This window comes from Streptomyces sp. NPDC012835 (assembly GCF_042900885.1).
In the GTDB taxonomy this organism is placed as follows: domain Bacteria; phylum Actinomycetota; class Actinomycetes; order Streptomycetales; family Streptomycetaceae; genus Streptomyces.
Genome location: NZ_JBIBBW010000007.1, coordinates 224,336 through 243,069 on the forward strand (window position 1 = coordinate 224,336; position 18,734 = coordinate 243,069).

Consider the following 18,734-nt stretch of genomic DNA (forward strand, 5'->3'; position numbering starts at 1 on the left):
CGGGTTCCGGTGCCGTGGGTCGCAAGACGGCGGAGAGGGGCGACGCGGAGCGTCGTGGACCGACGGCAGCGCGGCGAGGCGGGGCGCCGGGACACGCGCGCCCGGCGAGATCCAGACGTCCGTCCCTAGATGAGCCCGTGCTCACGCAGGTACTCCAGCTGGGCGCGTACGGAGAGTTCGGCGGCCGGCCACAGCGAGCGGTCCACTTCCGCGTACACATGCGCCACCACCTCGGGAGCCGTGCGGTGGCCGTTCTCGACGGCGGTCTCGATCTGGGCGAGCCGGTTCGCGCGATGGGCGAGGTAGAACTCGACCGCGCCCTGGGCATCGTCCAGGACCGGGCCGTGGCCCGGCAGGACCGTACGGACACCGTCGTCGACCGTCAGGGAGCGCAGTCTGCGGAGCGAGTCGAGATAGTCGCCCAGCCTTCCGTCGGGGTGCGCGACCAGAGTCGTCCCGCGCCCGAGGACGGTGTCGCCGGTCAGCACCGCGCGGTCGGCCGGCAGATGGAAGCAGAGCGAATCGGACGTGTGGCCCGGCGTGGGGACCACCCGCAGCTCCAGCCCGCCGGTGGTGACGACGTCGCCGGACGCCAGCCCCTCGTCGCCCAGGCGCAGCGCGGGGTCCAGGGCGCGCACATGGGTGTTCGTCAGTGCCGCGAAGCGCGCAGCGCCCTCGGCGTGGTCCAGGTGGCCGTGGGTGAGGAGTGTCAGGGCCACCCTCTTCCCGGCCTGTTCGGCGGTGCTGATGACCGCCTTGAGGTGGCTGTCGTCCAGCGGACCCGGATCGATGACGACGGCCAGCTCGGAGTCCGGCTCCGAGACGATCCAGGTGTTGGTGCCGTCGAGGGTCATCGCGGAGGGGTTGGGCGCGAGGACGTTGACGGCGCGCGCGGTAGCGGCGCCGGAGAGCACGCCACCGCGTGGCTGGCCGGGGAGGGCCGCGGCGTCGGTCATCGGGTGCCTCCGGTCGGACGGTGCTCGCTCGGACGCTGCTCGGTGCGGTGCGCGGCGCTCTCGTACGGGGCGTTCGTCGGCGGCTCGCTCGCGCTCGGAGCACTCCCGTGGTGAGCGCCGCCCTGCTGGGGCTCGTGGCCTGGCTGATCCAGTGCGTGCCGGGGCTCGTGGTCCGGCTGACCCTGTGGCTGCCGAGGTTCACTGCCGGGCTGATCCCGCGTGTGCCGGGGTTGGTGGCCGGGCGATGGCACGGAGGGGCCAGAGGGGTCGAGTCTCTTGGTGAACTCGTCGTGTCCCGGCCAGCTCAGGACCAGTCGGCCGTCCTCCAGCCGCGCCCTGGCCAGCACAGGGGTCAGATCACGGCCTTCGGCGCCCGCGAGCGCCTCGGCGGCCGTGCCGTACAGCTGGAGCTGACGCAGCGTCGAGATGGTCGGCGGCATCATCAGCAGCTCGCCCCTGTCGTACCCCTCGGTCGCCTCGTCCGGGCTGATCCACACCGCGCGGTCGGCCTCCGTGGAGGCGTTCCTGGTCCGCTGACCGGCCGGGAGCGCGGCGACGAAGAACCAGGTGTCGTAGCGGCGGGGCTCGAACTCCGGGGTGATCCAGCGGGCCCACGCGCCGAGCAGGTCGCTGCGCAGCACGAGCCCGCGCCGGTCCAGGAAGTCCGCGAAGGACAGCTCGTGGCCGACCAGCGCCGTACGGTCGGCCTCCCAGTCATCACCGGTCGTGTCGCCCACGACGGAGTCCGGGGTCTCACCGGCGAGCAGCACGCCCGCCTCCTCATAGGTCTCCCGTACCGCCGCGCACACGATGGCCTGCGCGGACGCGGTGTCGACGCCCAGTCTCCGTGCCCAGACGTCGCGGCCAGGACCGGCCCAGCCGACCGGCCGGTCGTCGTCGCGCGGATCGACCCCGCCGCCGGGGTAGGCGTACGCGCCGGCGGCGAAGGCCATGGAGGCCCGGCGCCGCAGCATATGGACGGCGGGACCGCCGGACCCGTCCCGCAGGAGCATCACGGTCGCGGCCCTTCTCGGAGCCACGGCCGTCAGCTCACCGGCGGCGAGGGCGCGGATCCGCTCGGGCCACTCGGGCGGGTACCACTGACCATTGGGCATGGCCGGATGCTATGCGCTGGGGCGGCGATGTTCGAGAGGCACCTGATGAGGTACGGGCCACAGCCTCGCCCGCACTCCGGCGACGTGCGTCTGTGCCGCACAGGTGCACGGCACAGACGGCGTAGCCGAGGTGGACGACGTGGGCCAGTGGACGACGCATGCGAGGTCCACGCCGTGAATGAGGTGGACGGCGTGCGGGGCGCGGATACGGGGCCGGTGCCCGGCCGGCCCCGTATCAGGCACCCGTACGAGCCCTTGAGCCGTCAGCGCCTGGTCAGTCAGTGCCAGGTCGGTCGGCGCATGCCCGGTCGGCATGTGACGGCCGGCGCCAGGTCGGGCCATCCCGGTCGATCGGCTGCTGGCCGGTCAGCTGCCGATCGGCCGGCCACCGGTCGGCCATATCCCCATGGGGAGGGCCCGTGCCGATTCGCCGCCCGGTCGCGGCGGGGGCACGGCCCCGGTCGTGGCCGCCGGTCGGTGCTCGGTCAGCTCTCGGTCAGCTCGACCTGGATCTCGACCTCGACCGGAGCGTCCAGCGGCAGAACCGCCACTCCGACGGCGCTGCGCGCGTGCACTCCCTTGTCGCCCAGGACCTGGCCGAGCAGCTCGCTCGCGCCGTTGACGACGGTCGGCTGGCCCGTGAAGTCGACGGCCGAGGCGACGAAGCCGGTGACCTTGACGACCCGGGCGATCCGGTCCAGGTCTCCGACGACGGACTTCACGGCGGCGAGGGCGTTCAGCGCGCAGACGCCCGCCAGCTCCTTGGCCTCCTCGGGGGTGACCTCGGCACCGACCTTGCCGGTGACCTGGAGCTTGCCCTCCACCATCGGCAGCTGGCCCGAGGTGTAGACGTATGCCCCGGACCGTACGGCCGGCTGGTAGGAGGCCAGCGGCGGCACGACCTCGGGCAGCCGGAGCCCCAGTTCGGCGAGGGTGGCTTCGACGGCCCCGCTCACGCCGCTTTCTCCCGCTTCAGGTAGGCCACCAGCTGCTCCGGGTTGTTCGGCCCGGGGACAACCTGGACCAGCTCCCAGCCGTCCTCGCCCCAGGTGTCCAGAATCTGCTTGGTCGCGTGCACGAGAAGGGGCACAGTCGCGTATTCCCACTTGGTCATGGGGCCGACTGTAGTCGTACCGCGAGGCGGCCTCGTGCGTAGGCCGTGGCCGTACTGGTTAGGCTCGAATACGTGAGCAGGCTCCAGGTCGTCAGCGGCAAGGGCGGTACCGGTAAGACGACGGTCGCCGCCGCACTCGCGCTCGCCCTCGCGACCGGGGGCAAGCGCACTCTCCTCGTCGAGGTCGAGGGCAGACAAGGAATCGCACAACTCTTCGAAACGGAAGCACTTCCGTACGAAGAGCGGAAAATCGCCGTCGCCTCGGGGGGCGGCGAGGTCTACGCACTGGCGATCGACGCCGAGCGCGCGCTCCTCGACTACCTCCAGATGTTCTACAAGCTCGGCAGCGCGGGCCGCGCGCTCAAGAAGATCGGCGCGATCGACTTCGCGACGACCATCGCGCCGGGCGTACGGGACGTCCTGCTGACCGGCAAAGCGTGCGAGGCCGTACGCAGACGGGATAAGCAGGGACGTTTCGCCTATGACTACGTGGTGATGGACGCGCCCCCCACCGGCCGCATCACCCGATTCCTGAACGTGAACGACGAAGTGGCGGGGCTAGCGAAGATCGGCCCCATACACAATCAGGCGCAGGCGGTGATGCGCGTCCTGAAGTCGCCGGGAACGGCCGTGCATCTGGTCACCCTGCTGGAGGAGATGCCGGTCCAGGAGACAGCGGACGGCGTCGCCGAGCTGACGGCCGCCGAACTGCCGGTGGGCAAGGTCATCGTGAACATGGTGCGTCCCCATCTGCTGGACGAGGCGGCCGTCAGCGCGGCGGCAGGCGACCGGCGCGCTGAGGTCGCCGAGGCGCTGGCGACGGCCGGAGTGCCCGCGCCCACGAAGCTGGTCGGACCGCTCCTCGAACAGGCGGCGGAACACGCCCAGCGCGTCGAGCTCGAACGTGAGCAGCGGGCCGTTCTGGCGAACCTCGGACTGCCCACGTACGAACTCCCGCTCATCGGGGAGGGGATGGACCTCGCCGGTCTCTACCGGCTGGCGGGCGAGCTACGGCAACTTGGGGAGGTCTTCTCATGACCACGCGCCCGGCGACTGCCCCCGGACCGGAGGTCTCCCGATGACCCTGGACTCCGCGTCCGCTCCGCTCGACGTCGATCCGCTCCTCGACGCCCCGGACACCCGCATCATCGTGTGCTGCGGCTCCGGCGGGGTCGGCAAGACCACGACGGCGGCGGCTCTGGGCGTACGGGCGGCCGAGCGCGGGCGCAAGGTCGTCGTCCTCACCATCGACCCGGCCCGCAGGCTCGCCCAGTCGATGGGCATCGACGAACTGGGCAATACGCCGCGGCAGGTCAAGGGCGTCGCGGGCCCCGGCGAGTTGCACGCCATGATGCTCGACATGAAGCGGACCTTCGACGAGGTCGTCGAGGCGCACACGGACGCGGAGCGGGCGCGTTCCATCCTGGAGAACCCGTTCTACCAGTCCCTGTCGGCCGGCTTCGCGGGCACGCAGGAGTACATGGCGATGGAGAAGCTGGGGCAGCTGCGGGCCCGCGACGAGTGGGACCTGATCATCGTCGACACTCCGCCCTCACGTTCCGCGCTGGACTTCCTCGACGCGCCGAAGCGCCTCGGGTCGTTCCTCGACGGGAAGTTCATCAGGCTGCTGATGGCCCCGGCGAAGATGGGTGGCCGGGCGGGGATGAAGTTCCTGAATGTCGGCATGTCGATGATGACGGGCACGCTCGGCAAGCTGCTCGGGGGTCAGTTCCTGCGCGACGTACAGACGTTCGTGACGGCGATGGACACGATGTTCGGTGGCTTCCGTACCCGCGCGGACGCGACGTACCGGCTGCTCCAGGCTCCGGGTACGGCTTTCCTGGTGGTCGCGGCGCCGGAGCGGGACGCGTTGCGGGAGGCCGCGTACTTCGTGGAGCGGCTGGCGGCCGAGGAGATGCCACTGGCCGGTCTGGTCCTCAACCGGGTCCACGGCAGCGGGGCCGCGCGGCTGTCGGCGGAGCGGGCGCGGGCCGCCGCGGAAAATCTTGAAGAGGGCCGCATTGTGGATCAAGCGGTGGGGAATGCTGCGGGGAGTGGCACTGCAGCACCGGCCGGCTCCTCTCCCGAAGCCGCCGAGGCGCAAGAGCCCGTAGCCCCCGAAGAAGCTGTAGCCGCAGAAGCCGCGGCCGATGCCGAGGAATCCGCCGCGGATTCCGGAGCTTCCGGTGCCGCGGAGAGCCCTCGCCCGCAATCACCCTCATCCACTCCCGCCCCGTCCGGTCCGCCCGAGCCTCCCGGGCTGCCGTCCGGCGCGTCCGGTCGGTCCGGTGCGTCCGGTCGGTCCGGCACACCCGAAGTGCCGGCCCCGTCCCCATCCGTACCGTCGACCGAGCCCGCCGCCGGGTCGGGTTCTGTCACAAGTGTGAAACAGCTGACGGCCGGTCTACTGCGCCTGCACACCGAGCGGATGCAGGTTCTCGCGCGTGAGCGGCGCACGCGTGATCGCTTCACCGCGCTGCACCCCGAGGTGGCGGTGGTCGAGGTGGCCGCCCTGCCCGGGGACGTACACGACCTGGCCGGTCTGAGGGCCATCGGCGAGCGCCTCGCGTCCGGCCGTACCGCCGAATAGCCGCATAGCCGCATACAGCAACCGCCGGTCGGGGAAGCAGAGTCGGGCGTCAGGCCCGGACGTCAGGACCCGGCGGACACGCGGGAGCGGGACCGGGCCACGCGCGGACGGACAAGAACGGACACCGCGCCAAGGACGGACGCCGCGCCTGGACGCCCCGGACGCGGGCGCAGACAGGCCCCACGGCTGGGGCGGACAGCGGCTCCGGCCTGCACGCATACGTACGTACACGCGTACACGCACCCGCGCGTATCTCCGTACGCACCTGGCGCACACGCACGACCGCGCACGCGCCGAAGCGTTTCCGCCCCACCGCCGAGGCACACCGGACGAGCCCGGGGTCACCGCCGTCCGGGGAATTCACCCGCCGGACCCGGCCAGGAGCCGGCCGCACACGAGCGGGGGCGGACCGGAGACACGTGGTGGTCGACCGGGGACCCGTGATGGTGACCGCTTCACCGGCTGCTCCAGCGCCCTACCCCACCGCCGCGTACGGCTCGTACGTCTCGTCATCCTCCAAGCCCACGGGCAGCAGGCCCGCGCCACGCTCGTACTCCGTGCGCGCCGTTTCCAGCAGCCGCCGCCACGAGGTGACGGTCGGACGCCGGCGCAGCAGCGCGCGGCGCTCCCGCTCCGTCATCCCGCCCCACACGCCGAATTCGACGCGATTGTCCAACGCGTCGGCCAGGCATTCCGTACGCACCGGACATCCGGTGCACACCGCTTTGGCCCTGTTCTGCGCCGCGCCCTGTACGAACAGTTCATCTGGATCGGTAGTGCGGCAAGCTGCCTGCGCACTCCAGTCGGTTACCCAGCCCATGCTGGCGCCGTCCTCTCCCGAATCGAGGCTCCCCCACGGCGGCAGCGGCATATTCACCGTTGCCAGTTGAGGACGTTACGGAAGGCGGGCACGGCGCAACACCCCCTTCGGGCCCAATCTTGAATGGCCCGAACGGACTATGCGTACGCGGCAGATCACCCAGGGGAGTGACCGAAGGGCATAACAAACCAATCCGGCAGATCCGGATATTTCAGTCGAGCCACAACAGGCCATTCGCCAATGGAATACAACGTTTCGGACATCGCTTCACGCGACTTCTCGCGCTCTCGGTTTCACGGGAAGTTCATCGGCGGGTCTTGATGCGCGACCGCACTGCTGTGACAGTTGAGTCCAGCTTAGGCCAGAGCCTTGACGCGTGTCCGGCGATTGAGAACGTAGGCTGCCCCCATGCCAAAAAAGCGCTCGGGCGGGGGTCTGACCGGGACCCAGCAGGCCGCCAAATTCCTCGGTGTCAGCGTGCTCGCGGGAGCGGTGATGGCGGGAATCGCCATGCCGGCCTTCGGCGCACTGGGGCTCGCGGCCAAGGGGACGGTCGAAGGATTCGACGAGATCCCCGCCAACCTCAAGACACCGCCGCTGAGTCAGCGCACCACCATCCTGGACTCCAACGGCGGCAAGATCGCCACGGTCTACTCGCGTGACCGTACGGTCGTGCCCCTCAAGGACATCTCCCCGTACATGCAGAAGGCGATTGTCGCGATCGAGGACTCGCGCTTCTACGAGCACGGGGCGGTCGACCTCAAGGGGGTGCTGCGCGCGGTCAACCGCAACGCGCAGTCGGGCGGTGTCGCCCAGGGGGCGTCGACCCTGACCCAGCAGTACGTGAAGAACGTGTTCGTGGAGGAGGCCGGGGACGACCCGGACAAGGTCGCGCAGGCCACCCAGCAGACCTTGGGGCGCAAGATCCAGGAGCTGAAGTACGCGATTCAGGTCGAGGAGGAGCTGGGCAAGAAGAAGATCCTCGAGAACTATCTGAACATCACGTTCTTCGGGCAGCAGGCCTACGGCATCGAGGCCGCCGCCCAGCGCTACTTCTCGAAGCCGGCCAAGGACCTGACGCTCCCGGAGTCGGCCATGCTGGCGGGCATCGTCCAGTCACCGACCCGCTACGACCCTGTCAACGACGAGGAGGAGGCGACCAAGCGGCGCAACACCGTGCTCCAGCGGATGGCCGCCGTCGGCGTCGTCTCGAAGGCGGAGGCGGACAAGGCCAAGACCGCCACGATCGAGCTGAAGGTGAGCCGCCCCAAGAACGGCTGCATCACGGCGGTGAGCGGCGCGGGCTTCTTCTGCGACTACGTGCGCAACGTGTTCCTGACCGACCCGGCCTTCGGCGAGACCCGCGAGGAGCGGGGCAAGATCTGGAACCAGGGCGGTCTGACGATCCGTACGACGCTCGACCCGCAGGCCCAGAACGCGGCGCAGGACTCGATCAAGAACCACGTCTACAAGACCGACGAGGTGGCCACCGCGCTGACCATCGTCGAGCCGGGCACCGGCAAGATCCTCGCGATGGGGCAGTCGCGGCCGTACGGCTTCAAGAAGAACGAGACGCAGATCAACCTCTCCGTCGACCAGCGGATGGGCGGCGGCGCCGGATACCAGCCGGGGTCGACCTTCAAGCCGATCGTCGCGGCCGCGGCTCTGGAACAGAACATTCCGGTCACGCAGTCCTATCCGTCCCCATACGAGATGGACTACCCGAGCCCGATCTCCACGTGCGACGGGAACTATGTGAACTCCAGCAGCGAGAAGGTGGAGAACGAGGACGAGTCGGAGGCCGGTCCGTACGCGATGAAGGAGGCGATGGCCAAGTCGGTCAACACCTACTTCGTCCAGATGATCGCCCAGACCGGCACCTGCCCCGTCTCCAAGCTGGCCGGGAAGCTCGGTGTCAACCGCGCCGACGGCGCGAAGCTGAGCACGGGCCCGGCCATCGCGCTGGGTACGGAGGAGATGTCGCCGCTGACCATGGCGCAGGCGTACGCCACCTTCGCTTCGCGCGGCACGCGGTGCGCCCCGATCGCCATCGAGTCGATCACCGGCCCGGACAAGAAGTCGATCCCGGTGCCGAAGGCGGCCTGCGAGCGCGTGATGTCGGAGAAGACGGCCGACACGATCACCGCGCTGCTGAAGGGCGTGGTCGAGGACGGTACGGGTACGGAGGCGGGTCTCAGCGACCGGCCGAGCGCGGGCAAGACCGGTACGACGGACGGCCGGTACGCGGCCTGGTTCACCGGCTACACGCCGAACATGGCGACGTCGGTGTGGGTCGGCGACCCGACGCACAAGAAGCGCATGATCGACATCAGCATCGGCGGTCAGTACCACGACAAGGTCTACGGCGGTGACACTCCGGGGCCGATCTGGCGCGACGCGATGAGCGGAGCGCTGTCGGGGCGCCAGGTGGAGACGTTCAACGACATCAAGATCCCGGACTCGCAGAAGGACAAGGACCGCGACAAGCCGGGCAACGGCCAGGACAGCGACCAGGGCGGTCAGGGAGACAGCCAGGGCGACGCGCAGGGCGGGAACAACGGGGGCGGTGGGAATACGGGCGACAGCGGCAACGGGAGCCCGTCGTTCCCCGACTTCCCGGGCTTCACGGGCGGCACGAGCCGGGGGAACGACGGCGGCAGGGGCCACTGACGGCCGGGACCGGACGGCGCCGCTGGTGAGAGGGGCTCTCGGCCCCCGGGCGGCGTGGTGCCGGTAGAGCGGGAAGTGGAGCGGGAAACGGCGGCGGCCGGTGGGAGTGCCCACCGGCCGCCGCCGACGTTCTACGGCGCTGGGGGTGCGTGTACGTGTACACGTACATATGCGCGTACCAGCTGGAGGCCGTCACCAGGCTACGGCTGCTGCCGGGGCCACGGTGACTGCTGGTAACCGTGCTGCGGCACGGGCGGCGGCGGGGGCGCGGGCTGGGGCGACGCGCATCCGGCCCGCGTGTCCGGCCGCGTCTTCGGCCCGCGTCTTTGCCCTCATCTCCGGCCCGCGCACCGGCTGGGGCGTGAACGGTCAGCCCGCCAGCGTCCGCTTCACGGCCGCGGCGACCCGGCCGCCGTCCGCGCGGCCGGCCACCTTCGGGTTCACGATCTTCATGACGGCGCCGATCGCGCGCGGGCCCTCGGCCCCGGCGGCCCTGGCCTCGTCCACGGCCTGGGCCACGATCTGGCCCAGTTCATCGTCGCTCAGCTGCTTCGGCAGGTACGCGTCGAGGATCACGCCCTCCGCCTTCTCGCGCTCGGCCTGCTCGGGGCGGTCGCCGGCGGCGAACGCCTCGGCCGCCTCGCGGCGCTTCTTCGCCTCCTTCGCGATCACCTTCAGCACCTCGTCGTCGGACAGCTCGCGCGCCGACGTGCCCGAGACCTCCTCCTTGGTGATCGCGGTGAGGGTCAGCCGGAGCGTGGCGGAGCGCAGCTCGTCGCGTGCCCTGATGGCTTCGGTGAGGTCGTCCTTCAACGTGGACTTGAGGCTGGTCATGGGCCAAGTGTGGCAGGTGCACAACCGAACCCGCCCGCGGATTTCACCCTCGTACGGCGTCTGCGACGATGGGCGGATGCGCGCACGCTACGGGGTTCCCCTGAAAATCACCGCAGGCATCGCGGCGGTCGGCGCGGCCGGCCTCGCCTACGCCGCCGGATTCGAAGCCCGCTCGTTCAGAGTGCGGAGGATCTCCGTACCGGTCCTGCCGCGCGGTATGCGTGACCTGCGGGTTCTCCAGGTCTCCGACATTCATATGGTGAGCGGTCAGCGCAAGAAACAGCGCTGGCTCCAGTCACTGGCCGGGCTGCGGCCCGACTTCGTGGTGAACACGGGCGACAACCTCTCGGACCCGGACGCCGTACCGGAGGTGCTGGACGCGCTGGGACCGCTGATGGAGTTCCCGGGCGTCTATGTCTTCGGCTCGAACGACTACTACGGCCCCAAGCTCCGCAACCCCGCCCGCTACCTGCTCGAAAAGACCCAGGGGCGCCACGGTCTGAACGGCAACGCCCCGGCCGTCTCCGCCGTCCACAACCCGTGGGAGCCGATGCGGGACACCTTCGACGCGGCGGGCTGGGTGAGCCTGAACAACGCACGCGGCCGGCTCAAGCTCGACGGCCACGAGATCGCGTTCACCGGCGTCGACGACCCGCACATCAAGCGGGACCGGTACGAACGCGTCGCCGGCGGCCCCGCCCAGGACGCCGACCTCTCGATCGGCGTGGTCCACGCGCCCTACCTGCGCTCTCTGGACGCCTTCACCGCCGACGGCTACCCCCTGATCCTCGCGGGCCACACCCATGGCGGCCAGCTGTGCATTCCGTTCTACGGAGCGCTGATCACCAACTGTGACCTCGACACGGACCGCGTGAAGGGCCTGTCCACCCACCACTCCGGCGGCCACACCTCCTACCTCCACGTATCGGCGGGCTGCGGCACCAACCGCTACACCCCGGTCCGCTTCGCCTGCCCGCCCGAGGTCACGCTGCTGACCCTGACAGCCCGGGACTGACCCGGCCCGCGCTCCGCCCCTGGCCCCGGCCACGGCCCCCGAAACCGGATTTCGTCTCCGGCCAGCGGTGGGCTAAAGTAATCGATGTCGCCGCGACACGGGCGGCATCGGGGTGTAGCGCAGCTTGGCAGCGCGCTTCGTTCGGGACGAAGAGGTCGTGGGTTCAAATCCCGCCACCCCGACAGCTGAAACACCAGGTCAAGGGCCTGATCCGCATAGCGGGTCAGGCCCTTCCTGCATCTCTGGTGATCGTTTGGGAGAAATCTGGGAGAAGATCTTGGTCATAGTCTCCCAGCGGGCACCTACTCTCCTCCCCTACGGTGAGGTGCATAGCAGGGGTCGCCGTATGCGCGTTCGTGAATCGGCGACCCCAAGACCGGCGCGGTTGGAACCGAGCCAACCAGGGGGGCAAGTGGAGCCGAGAAGTGCAGCAGCAGTGGGAATCGACTTTCCGTACACCGCGCGTACCACCTGCTACATCGAGGTTCATGATGACGGCAGAGTCACTCATGGCGACGATCGGGCCGCCTACGAGCGCGCCGTCGCCGGAAAGTCGCGGCTGTTCGCCGTCTGGCCCGGCGAGTGGTCGAGCCACCTGTTCATGATCGACGACCTCGACGAGTACGCCAAAGCTCAGGGGATCAAGCATGACCAGAACCGGACCGGGCTGGAGGAACACGTCCACGACGTGGAGTGGACCGAGGCGACGGGCCGCAACCCCAATCCCCGGAGTCCGTACATCAGCATCCGGCTCACGCTGACATGCGGATGCGAGATCCGTGACTTGGGCACCTTCGCGAGCCAGATGCAGGAGCAGCGGGGATGGGCCATCGCGACCAGTGTTGGGTGGGGCAGCAGCAGTGGCCCCGAAGGTACGTCCTACTCCCTGCGGGTGCGACGGAAGAGTCTCGGCATCTGAGCGCCTGCAGCAAGGGCAGGGGGCGCGGCGTACTTATGCGTGGTCTCCAGTGTGCGCTGCCCCCTCGGGTTCGTCCGCCGCGGACGGGTGGACGTACCTGCCCTCGTTAAACGGGGTGAACCACGCCTTGAACGCCATCGGTGCCACGCCGAGGGCCTCTCCAACGGCGCTCTCGTCGATGCCGTCCATGGAGTCGTCGTAGAGCCACTCGTGATCCATGTCCTCGTAAACGTTGTCAGCGAACGAGTCGAGCGCGGCCGAGACGCCGTCGTCGAGCAGCCCGAAAGTTTCCAGTGTCACGTTGGTCTCAGTCAGCAATAGCTTCAGCGCGAGTTCCTCAGCAACACAGCTGAGCTGCTGGAAGCTGCCGTCTGTGAACCGGGTGGTCATGGCGATGACCGTTACCAGGAAGCGGCGAGCGAAACGGGCGTCGTACTGGAGGGCGTATCGCTCGGGAAGGTCCTCGAAGTGCCACAGGGGACCGTCGCATTCAGCAGCGGTGGTGTCCTCATGCGTCAGGGTCTGCACGTCTTGGAACAGCTCGTCCACCAAGATGTCCGTCGCGTACACCAAGGCACCAGCAGCAAGTTTGGCGTCCTCCGGCGAGACGGCGAACTCGATAGCGTCTTCTTCCTCCTCGTCGCCTTCGTCGTCCAGGACTCCGAACATCACGGGCGGGAAGGAGCGCAGCTCATCTGCCAGCGCCAGCATCTGACCGCGTACCGCTTCAGCTTTCGCCTCGGCGTCGTAGCCCTCACTGTCGTCCTCGGCCGTGGGGCTCTCGGTATGCCGCGCCTTACGGTCTGCCAGATCATCGGGCGGGGCATCGGGACCTTCGGCAGCGGCGAGACTCTCCTGGGCGAGCTCCGGGTGCACTTCGACCTCACATCGCTCGATCTGCCAGTCGGCCAACAGCTCCGATCTTTCCAGCAGTTCACCCACGACTGACCGGACAGCCTCCTCCGCGAACTCCAGAGCCGCCGCATCCACGAACACCTTCAGAAGCGCGCCGCCTGGGTAGACGGCCACAATGGTGTCGAGAAGATCGACTTCCATGCCATCGGGCCCCTCAATCGCCTCGACGGAAGCAAAACCATCTTCGATGAGGGCCACCGCGCCAGTGCGTTGAAGTGGGTCCATCTCCGGAGTGTTCTTGGGTATGAGGGCGTCCACAGTCACTACGTATGTCACGCCCCTGATCCTGGCAGCAATATGCCGGGTGATGAGGAAGAATCCACTTAAACGCCAGCAGTGCCCCGCAGCAGCGCTGCGGGGCACTGCTGAGTGGCTCAGCGTACGCACAGGAGGTCGTTGAGCACGTGCACGGGGGACGAGGGACGCATCGCGCGTCGGACGTCGAGCGCCGCCTCCCATCGCTCGGTCAGACCAGCCATGAGGCGCCGGCGCATGCCGGGCGTGACGTGGGCGTAGCGCGCCGAGACCGAGCCGTCGATGTGGCCCATGCGTTCGTCCATGAGGACCTTCTCGGTGCCGAGGTCCTCCATCATCGTGCGGTGGGTATGCCGGAGCCCGTGGGGCGTGAGGCCCTTGGCGATCGGGAGCCAGCAGGCATCCGCCCGAGCAGCAGCACCTCGGCCTCTGGCCGGGACGCCAGGCCACGGCTCACCGAGGATCGGCACTGGGCGGGCCTCCTGCGGAGCCTTCTTCGGGTACCAGCCCGAGGCCGCCGGGGTGAACAGCCAGGTCGCGAAACCATTGCGGCGCCAGTGAGCGGCGTGTTCCGACGTGACGCCTCCCCGTATGAACCCGAGCTCTGCGATGGCGAGTTCGACGCGTACGCGCGTGTCTTCGCGTACGCGGTCGGGGTGGTTGAGGACGTTCGAGACCGTGCCCGTGGAGACTTCGGCACGGCGGGCGACGTCGACGAGCTTCGCGCCCTGGTGGCCTCCTGTGCGCGCCGCGCCTTGGCCTCGGAAGACGTACGTCCTGCCGTGGCAGGGGCAGGGCGTCGGCTTCGTACGGGCGATGTGGTTGAAGACCAGGGCCGACAGCCAGTCCGTTGAGTCGATGTCGCGGTAACTGTCGTCCTTGGGCGGGCAGCGGACCAGCTCGCCGGTGTCCAGCTCGTACAGCTGCCACTCGACGCGAAAAGCGGCGATTCGGACGAACTCCGTTTCCAGGCCGACGATTTCGCCCCACCGCTTACCGGTGTAGCCCTTGAGGACCGTGGCGACGAACTCGTCGTCGCGGCCGGAGAGCAGGGCCGCCCGCTCCGCGGTCAGCAGGATGCCGAGCGCGTCGGTGACGACCTTCTCCGGGCCGCGGTCGCGAGAGCGGCCGGCGCGCTTGCCTCGTCCGCGCCGCCGGGCGGCCGGGTTGGACGTGAGCAGGCCCTCGTCGATCGCGTCCTCGAAGATCAGGTGGAGCGTGGAGCGCCAGGTCTTGACGCTCGATGCCGCGTAGGCCGAGCGCTCCTTCTTCTCCCACAGCTCGACGTCCGTGCGCAGGATGCTGGCGAGCGCCTTGTCCTCGAAGTCAGGGAGCAGGTGCTCCTCGATGTGGCGCTTGTAGTTCTGCATGGTCGAGGCGGCCAGGTCCTGGGAGGCGTACCAGCGGCTCGCGTACTCGCCGAAGGTCTCCTGGCCGAGGCCAGGATCGCGCCACTGACCACGGCGAACGGTCACCTCTTCGGCGTCTGCGGCCTGCTTGGCCTCGCGCTTGGTGGCGAACTTGACCACGGCGCCCGTGGAATCGGCGACGGTGCCGTACTTGCCATCCTCGATCTTGTAACGGCCACGCCAGTAGCCACTGCGCTTCTCTGCGTACCCCACAGATTTCCCTCCCTTCTGTCGTATGGGGTGCGTTAAGCAGCTGCTTCGTACTGGGACTTGGTCATCCGGCGCGGTGGCCGGGCCTGGAGCCGGACGGTAGGTACAACCACATCGGGCCGGTGCCGAGCGGGAGGCTTGCGCGTCGGCGCAGGAGCGCCGCCGGTGCGCTGCGCATTCACGGCCGGGCGCTCTTCGTGCATGCGGATGATCTCCGTGAGGTGCTCGTCCGAGAAGCGGTAAGCACGGCCGACGCGGGTGAACGGGATGAGCCGGCGGCGGGCACGGTCCTTGACCCACCAGGAGGAGCAGCCGAGGACGGCTGCGACTTCCTCGGGAACGTAGAGACGCGGCAGGCCGGCCTCGGCGGGCGAAGTCGGCGCGGAGGCAGGGGTTATCGCGGGTTGGCGCAAGGGGTGGGCCCTCTTCTGGCGGGCATGGGGCGCGGCAACGCCGACCCGCCGGTCGATCGCTAGGGATGTGGGTGAGCTGCCCGGCCTGGGGGTTTGCGGCTCCAGGCCGGGAGGGGGTGCCGGAGGCTATGCCTCGCCGGTGGAGTGACCGTCACGGCCACCGGGCGGAGGGCCATGCATCTTCAGCATGGTCTTGCTGGCCTCCTCCGCGATGGCGCTCTGGACCATGAGGTCGGCTTCCTCGCGGATATCGGGGTGCTCGGTCAGGTAGGCGTCGAGCGCGTCGCGCGCCTCGGTGAAGGCCATGTTGGCTCTCTGGGTGGCGCGGAACGCGTCCACGACCTCGTCGATGAGTTCCATGGCGCGGGCCTTGGCGGCCAGCTGCGGTGGCCCGACGAGGTTGCGCAGGTCGATGCCGAAGACTTCGGCGAAGCCGATGGCGTCGTCGAGGTTGATGCGGCGCTTGCCGTTTTCGATCCGCCAGACCGCGGACGGGTTCATCTCAAAGCCGGCCTCGTTGAGCCGGTCCGACAGGGCGTTGGTGCTCCAGCCGCGCGCCTCGCGCTCCACCCTGATGCGAGTGGCAACGTTCGCCTCGCCGCTGAGCAGGACGCCCTCGGGCGGTTCTTCCTCCGCCACCGGCACCCCCTTCCGTTCGTAGCGATGCACTGCGGTTTGCAGCACAGCCTAAACAGTAGCATCGCCACTGCGAGATGCAAAACACTTCTGCGATCTGCAATTCGTGTGACATAGTGGTGGCATCCCACCCCACTGACCTCAGGAGTCCGTACGCCCGCACGTCACATGAAAGAAGCCCCCGGCGATGCCGGGGGCTCAAGCGCAAACCTCTCAACCGCCATCCCTAGCGATCAACCTGCGGAGTCCGGGATTGCCGTCCCATATGGCTCGCAAGCAGAGGAGCTGATGCCCAGTATGACCGATGCCCAGCCAAATACGCCATCCCTTCCGGACGACTCCGGCACGTCGTGGCCCCCAGTCGCCGTCCCCGGCCAGCCGTCCGGCGCTGCTGCGCCTCCAACAGAAGAGGACCCCGACGACACGGCCTCGCCTACGCCGCTGTCCCAGGGGGCGCAGATCCTGGACGACCTTCGGGCACAGCTGAAGCGGTACGTGGCGATGCCGAGCGAGGAGGCCGTCACGGCGGTGGCCTTGTGGGTCGCGGCGACGCATCTTCAGCGTGCGTGGCAACACGCGCCGCGCCTGGCGATCGTCGCGCCGGAGAAGCGGTGCGGTAAGTCCCGCCTGCTGGACGTGGTCACCGAGACCGTGCACAACCGGCTGATCACGGTCAACGCCAGCGCGGCGGCGATCTTCCGGTCGATCGACGGGGACGACCCGCCGACTCTCCTGGTCGACGAGGCCGACACCATGTTCAGCACCACCAAGGCCGCGGAGAAGAACGAGGAGGTCCGCGGTCTCATCAACGCCGGACACCAGCGCGGCCCGGCCGACACTGCGAGTGTCCGGCCCCGAGCACCAGGTGCAGGAGTTCCCCACCTTCGCCATGGCGGCACTGGCTGGGATCGGCGACCTGCCGGACACGATCATGGACCGTGCGGTGGTCATCCGAATGCGCCGCCGAGCAGCGGGCGAGAAGGTGGCGTCCTTCCGCACTGGCCGGGACACTCCCGCCCTGAACGCGATCCGCGATCGCCTCCGCGCCTGGCTCCAGCCGCTCTATGAACTGGCCATGGAGATGGAGCCACCGATGCCGGTCGAGGACCGCGCGGCGGACACCTGGGAGCCGCTGATCATCGTCGCCGATCTCGCCGGTGGCGACTGGCCCGGGCTCGCTCGTACCGCCTGCCGCACCATGACCGACTACGAGGCCGGCCAGGACGAGGAGGGCAGCCTGCGCACCCGCCTCCTGACCGGCATCCGCCGCGCCTTCGCCGCCGTCGGCGACCCTGCCGTGCTGAGCACGAAGCACCTGCTGGAATCCCTGAACGCAGACAGGGAAGCACCGTGGGCGGAGTACGGTGCAAACGGCCTGACCCCGCGCGGCCTGCAACTGCTGCTCAAGCCGTACGGCATCGGCTCGGCCAACCGCCGCTTTCCCGACGGCACTCAGGCCAAGGGCTTCGCGCGCAACCAATTCCTCGACACCTGGGCGCGCTACTGCCCTGAGCCGAAGGCTGCAGACGCGCCCGCCTCTTCAGCCGACGGTCCGCAGCCGGGCACCGCAGCCTGACTCGACTCCACTCGCATCACTCGTCCCCGCGCAGGTCAGCGCGGGGACGAGTGAAGTGCCCGCAACGAGTCGTCTCGACATCGCCACGCCACTCGTACCTGTGCTGACCAGGCACGCGACGAGTGGTACGAGTCCCCGCACCTCACGGCGGCCACGACCTCCTCACCTCTGCGCCGAGACCGCCACCCCAAGCCCACCTGGAGCACCCCCGCTTGCTTGCACGCATCACCGCCCTGCTCAGCCGAACTGATTCGCATCAGCATCGCCCCGCTGCCGATCCTGGCAATGGCCGCCGGGCGAGCGCACGCGCCACCCTCGTCCTCGGCCTGATTGCCGTCGTCCTCATGGCCTTCCGGGTCTCGTGGAACGCGCTGTCAGAGGTGGCTTGCGCCATCGGCGCCGATCCCACCGCCGCCCTGCTCTACCCGATCGTGGTCGACGGGCTCATGGCCCTCGCGCTCATCGCCACGCTTGTGCTGACCGGCCCCGACCGGGAGTTCGCGCTACGGGTACTGGCGACCTACACGATCGCCAGCCTCCTGCTGAACTACGTCCACGGGCTCATACCGACCCTGCACACCGAGTCGACCCGGCTGGGTCGACTCACCAGCTGGGAGCCTGCGAACTGGGCCCTCGTACTGCTGGCTACGTCACTCCCAGTCGGGTCGATCTACTTCGGCTCGGACCTCGTGGCAAAGGTGCTGCACCACAAGCACGAGTCGGCCGACTCGGCCCAGTCGGTCAGTCGGCAACGAGAGGAATCCGCTGGCCAGCGCGCAAGTGAGCAGGCCACACCGTCGGTGGCCGACCGAGCCGAACCGGTTCCCGAGGGGCCGTCCGAGTCGACCTCCGTGAAGGTCGACGAGGCACACATGACGGGATCGACCGGAGCCGACGAGTCGGCCCTCACTGCCCGACCGCCCCGGTCGACCACCATGGCGAAGTCGACCGAAGCCGCCCCGCACGAGACGACCGGTCCGCGTCTCACCAACACCGAGTCGACCACCGACCGCCACCGCACCGACGCCGAAGTGCTCGCTGAAGGCCGCCGCCTGACCGCCGACTGGAGCGACGACTAGTTGACCGCCAAGCGCCTGCGCAGCGAGCTGCGGATCGCCCAGACGCGCGCCCGCACCGTGCGCGACCAACTGCGGGCCGAGCGCGTCAGTCGGCCGGAGCCGGCGCGGACGACGGCTTCGAGGGCGAGCCTCTCGACATCCACGACGACGCCACCATCCAGCAGCAGAGGGAACCCGCCGCAGTCCCCTCCAGCACCGCCTGACCCAG

Annotated in this window: 16 protein-coding genes, 1 tRNA gene and 2 pseudogenes; 8 read left to right on the forward strand and 11 right to left on the reverse strand. The window is 69.2% G+C overall.

Annotated elements, in window-relative coordinates; translation table 11 throughout:
• Nucleotides 1-125 precede the first annotated feature (125 nt).
• The 4 genes and pseudogenes from ACFY6S_RS26670 to ACFY6S_RS26685 form a co-directional block, all read right to left on the reverse strand.
• On the reverse strand, nucleotides 126-956 hold the full coding sequence (locus ACFY6S_RS26670; RefSeq protein ID WP_388827165.1) for an MBL fold metallo-hydrolase: 831 nt from the start codon (nucleotides 954-956) through the stop codon (nucleotides 126-128).
• A 242-nt stretch (nucleotides 957-1,198) separates the two neighbouring features.
• Nucleotides 1,199-2,071 (reverse strand): annotated as a pseudogene (locus ACFY6S_RS26675) (NUDIX hydrolase); the annotation flags it as partial.
• A gap of 485 nt (nucleotides 2,072-2,556) precedes the next feature.
• The gene (locus tag ACFY6S_RS26680) at nucleotides 2,557-3,027 is read right to left on the reverse strand and encodes a RidA family protein (RefSeq protein WP_388827161.1); all 471 of its coding nucleotides are present in this window, start codon (nucleotides 3,025-3,027) and stop codon (nucleotides 2,557-2,559) included.
• Entirely contained in the window at nucleotides 3,024-3,185 is a 162-nt protein-coding gene (locus ACFY6S_RS26685; protein WP_014178397.1) for a DUF4177 domain-containing protein, read from the reverse strand. The genes ACFY6S_RS26680 and ACFY6S_RS26685 overlap by 4 nt, the downstream gene beginning before the upstream one ends.
• A 72-nt stretch (nucleotides 3,186-3,257) precedes the next feature.
• Between ACFY6S_RS26685 and ACFY6S_RS26690 the strand changes: the two genes are divergently transcribed.
• Together ACFY6S_RS26690 and ACFY6S_RS26695 are read left to right on the forward strand one after the other, a co-directional pair.
• Nucleotides 3,258-4,223 (forward strand): ArsA family ATPase, encoded by a 966-nt coding sequence (locus ACFY6S_RS26690; protein WP_388827157.1) that lies wholly within the window; start codon nucleotides 3,258-3,260, stop codon nucleotides 4,221-4,223.
• Between the two features lie 40 nt (nucleotides 4,224-4,263).
• Nucleotides 4,264-5,775 (forward strand): ArsA family ATPase, encoded by a 1,512-nt coding sequence (locus tag ACFY6S_RS26695; protein ID WP_388827154.1) that lies wholly within the window; start codon nucleotides 4,264-4,266, stop codon nucleotides 5,773-5,775.
• 475 nt (nucleotides 5,776-6,250) lie between these two features.
• On the opposite strand, the gene ACFY6S_RS26700 is transcribed toward ACFY6S_RS26695, so the two are convergent.
• Nucleotides 6,251-6,595 carry a WhiB family transcriptional regulator gene (locus ACFY6S_RS26700; protein WP_388827745.1) on the reverse strand — a complete coding sequence of 115 codons (345 nt, stop codon included), beginning with the start codon at nucleotides 6,593-6,595 and terminating at the stop codon, nucleotides 6,251-6,253.
• Between the two features lie 408 nt (nucleotides 6,596-7,003).
• Between ACFY6S_RS26700 and ACFY6S_RS26705 the strand changes: the two genes are divergently transcribed.
• Nucleotides 7,004-9,265, forward strand: coding sequence for a transglycosylase domain-containing protein (locus tag ACFY6S_RS26705; RefSeq protein WP_388827151.1), 2,262 nt, complete (start codon nucleotides 7,004-7,006; stop codon nucleotides 9,263-9,265).
• Between the two features lie 369 nt (nucleotides 9,266-9,634).
• Here the strand turns inward: ACFY6S_RS26705 and ACFY6S_RS26710 are convergent, their stop codons facing one another.
• Nucleotides 9,635-10,099: a GatB/YqeY domain-containing protein gene (locus tag ACFY6S_RS26710; RefSeq protein ID WP_388827148.1), complete on the reverse strand. Its 465-nt coding sequence runs from the start codon at nucleotides 10,097-10,099 to the stop codon at nucleotides 9,635-9,637.
• Nucleotides 10,100-10,175: 76 nt separating this feature from the next.
• On the opposite strand from ACFY6S_RS26710, the gene ACFY6S_RS26715 reads away from it, so the two are divergent.
• The 3 genes from ACFY6S_RS26715 (at nucleotide 10,176) to ACFY6S_RS26725 (ending at nucleotide 12,033) form a co-directional block, all read left to right on the forward strand.
• The gene (locus ACFY6S_RS26715) at nucleotides 10,176-11,114 is read left to right on the forward strand and encodes a metallophosphoesterase (RefSeq protein WP_388827145.1); all 939 of its coding nucleotides are present in this window, start codon (nucleotides 10,176-10,178) and stop codon (nucleotides 11,112-11,114) included.
• 108 nt (nucleotides 11,115-11,222) lie between these two features.
• Nucleotides 11,223-11,296: transfer RNA gene (locus ACFY6S_RS26720), tRNA-Pro, on the forward strand.
• Between the two features lie 254 nt (nucleotides 11,297-11,550).
• Nucleotides 11,551-12,033 carry a hypothetical protein gene (locus ACFY6S_RS26725; protein WP_356826196.1) on the forward strand — a complete coding sequence of 161 codons (483 nt, stop codon included), beginning with the start codon at nucleotides 11,551-11,553 and terminating at the stop codon, nucleotides 12,031-12,033.
• Nucleotides 12,034-12,066: 33 nt separating this feature from the next.
• Here the strand turns inward: ACFY6S_RS26725 and ACFY6S_RS26730 are convergent, their stop codons facing one another.
• The 4 genes from ACFY6S_RS26730 to ACFY6S_RS26745 all read right to left on the reverse strand — a co-directional run bounded on the left by ACFY6S_RS26730 (nucleotide 12,067) and on the right by ACFY6S_RS26745 (nucleotide 15,874).
• On the reverse strand, nucleotides 12,067-13,224 hold the full coding sequence (locus tag ACFY6S_RS26730) for a hypothetical protein (RefSeq protein ID WP_388827142.1): 1,158 nt from the start codon (nucleotides 13,222-13,224) through the stop codon (nucleotides 12,067-12,069).
• A 98-nt stretch (nucleotides 13,225-13,322) separates the two neighbouring features.
• Nucleotides 13,323-14,825, reverse strand: coding sequence for a LacI family DNA-binding transcriptional regulator (locus tag ACFY6S_RS26735; RefSeq protein ID WP_388827139.1), 1,503 nt, complete (start codon nucleotides 14,823-14,825; stop codon nucleotides 13,323-13,325).
• A 32-nt stretch (nucleotides 14,826-14,857) separates the two neighbouring features.
• Nucleotides 14,858-15,235, reverse strand: a complete 378-nt coding sequence (locus ACFY6S_RS26740) for a DNA-binding protein (protein WP_356826202.1) — start codon at nucleotides 15,233-15,235, stop codon at nucleotides 14,858-14,860.
• Nucleotides 15,236-15,361: 126 nt separating this feature from the next.
• Nucleotides 15,362-15,874, reverse strand: a complete 513-nt coding sequence (locus tag ACFY6S_RS26745) for a helix-turn-helix transcriptional regulator (RefSeq protein ID WP_388827742.1) — start codon at nucleotides 15,872-15,874, stop codon at nucleotides 15,362-15,364.
• Between the two features lie 294 nt (nucleotides 15,875-16,168).
• On the opposite strand from ACFY6S_RS26745, the pseudogene ACFY6S_RS26750 reads away from it, so the two are divergent.
• Nucleotides 16,169-17,447, forward strand: a pseudogene (locus tag ACFY6S_RS26750) (DUF3631 domain-containing protein).
• A gap of 212 nt (nucleotides 17,448-17,659) precedes the next feature.
• Nucleotides 17,660-18,526: a DUF2637 domain-containing protein gene (locus ACFY6S_RS26755; RefSeq protein WP_388827135.1), complete on the forward strand. Its 867-nt coding sequence runs from the start codon at nucleotides 17,660-17,662 to the stop codon at nucleotides 18,524-18,526.
• Here ACFY6S_RS26755 and ACFY6S_RS26760 read toward each other — a convergent pair.
• Nucleotides 18,523-18,669, reverse strand: coding sequence for a hypothetical protein (locus ACFY6S_RS26760; protein ID WP_388827132.1), 147 nt, complete (start codon nucleotides 18,667-18,669; stop codon nucleotides 18,523-18,525). The two genes, ACFY6S_RS26755 and ACFY6S_RS26760, sit on opposite strands and share 4 nt — an antisense overlap.
• Between the last annotated feature and the right edge of the window lie 65 nt (nucleotides 18,670-18,734).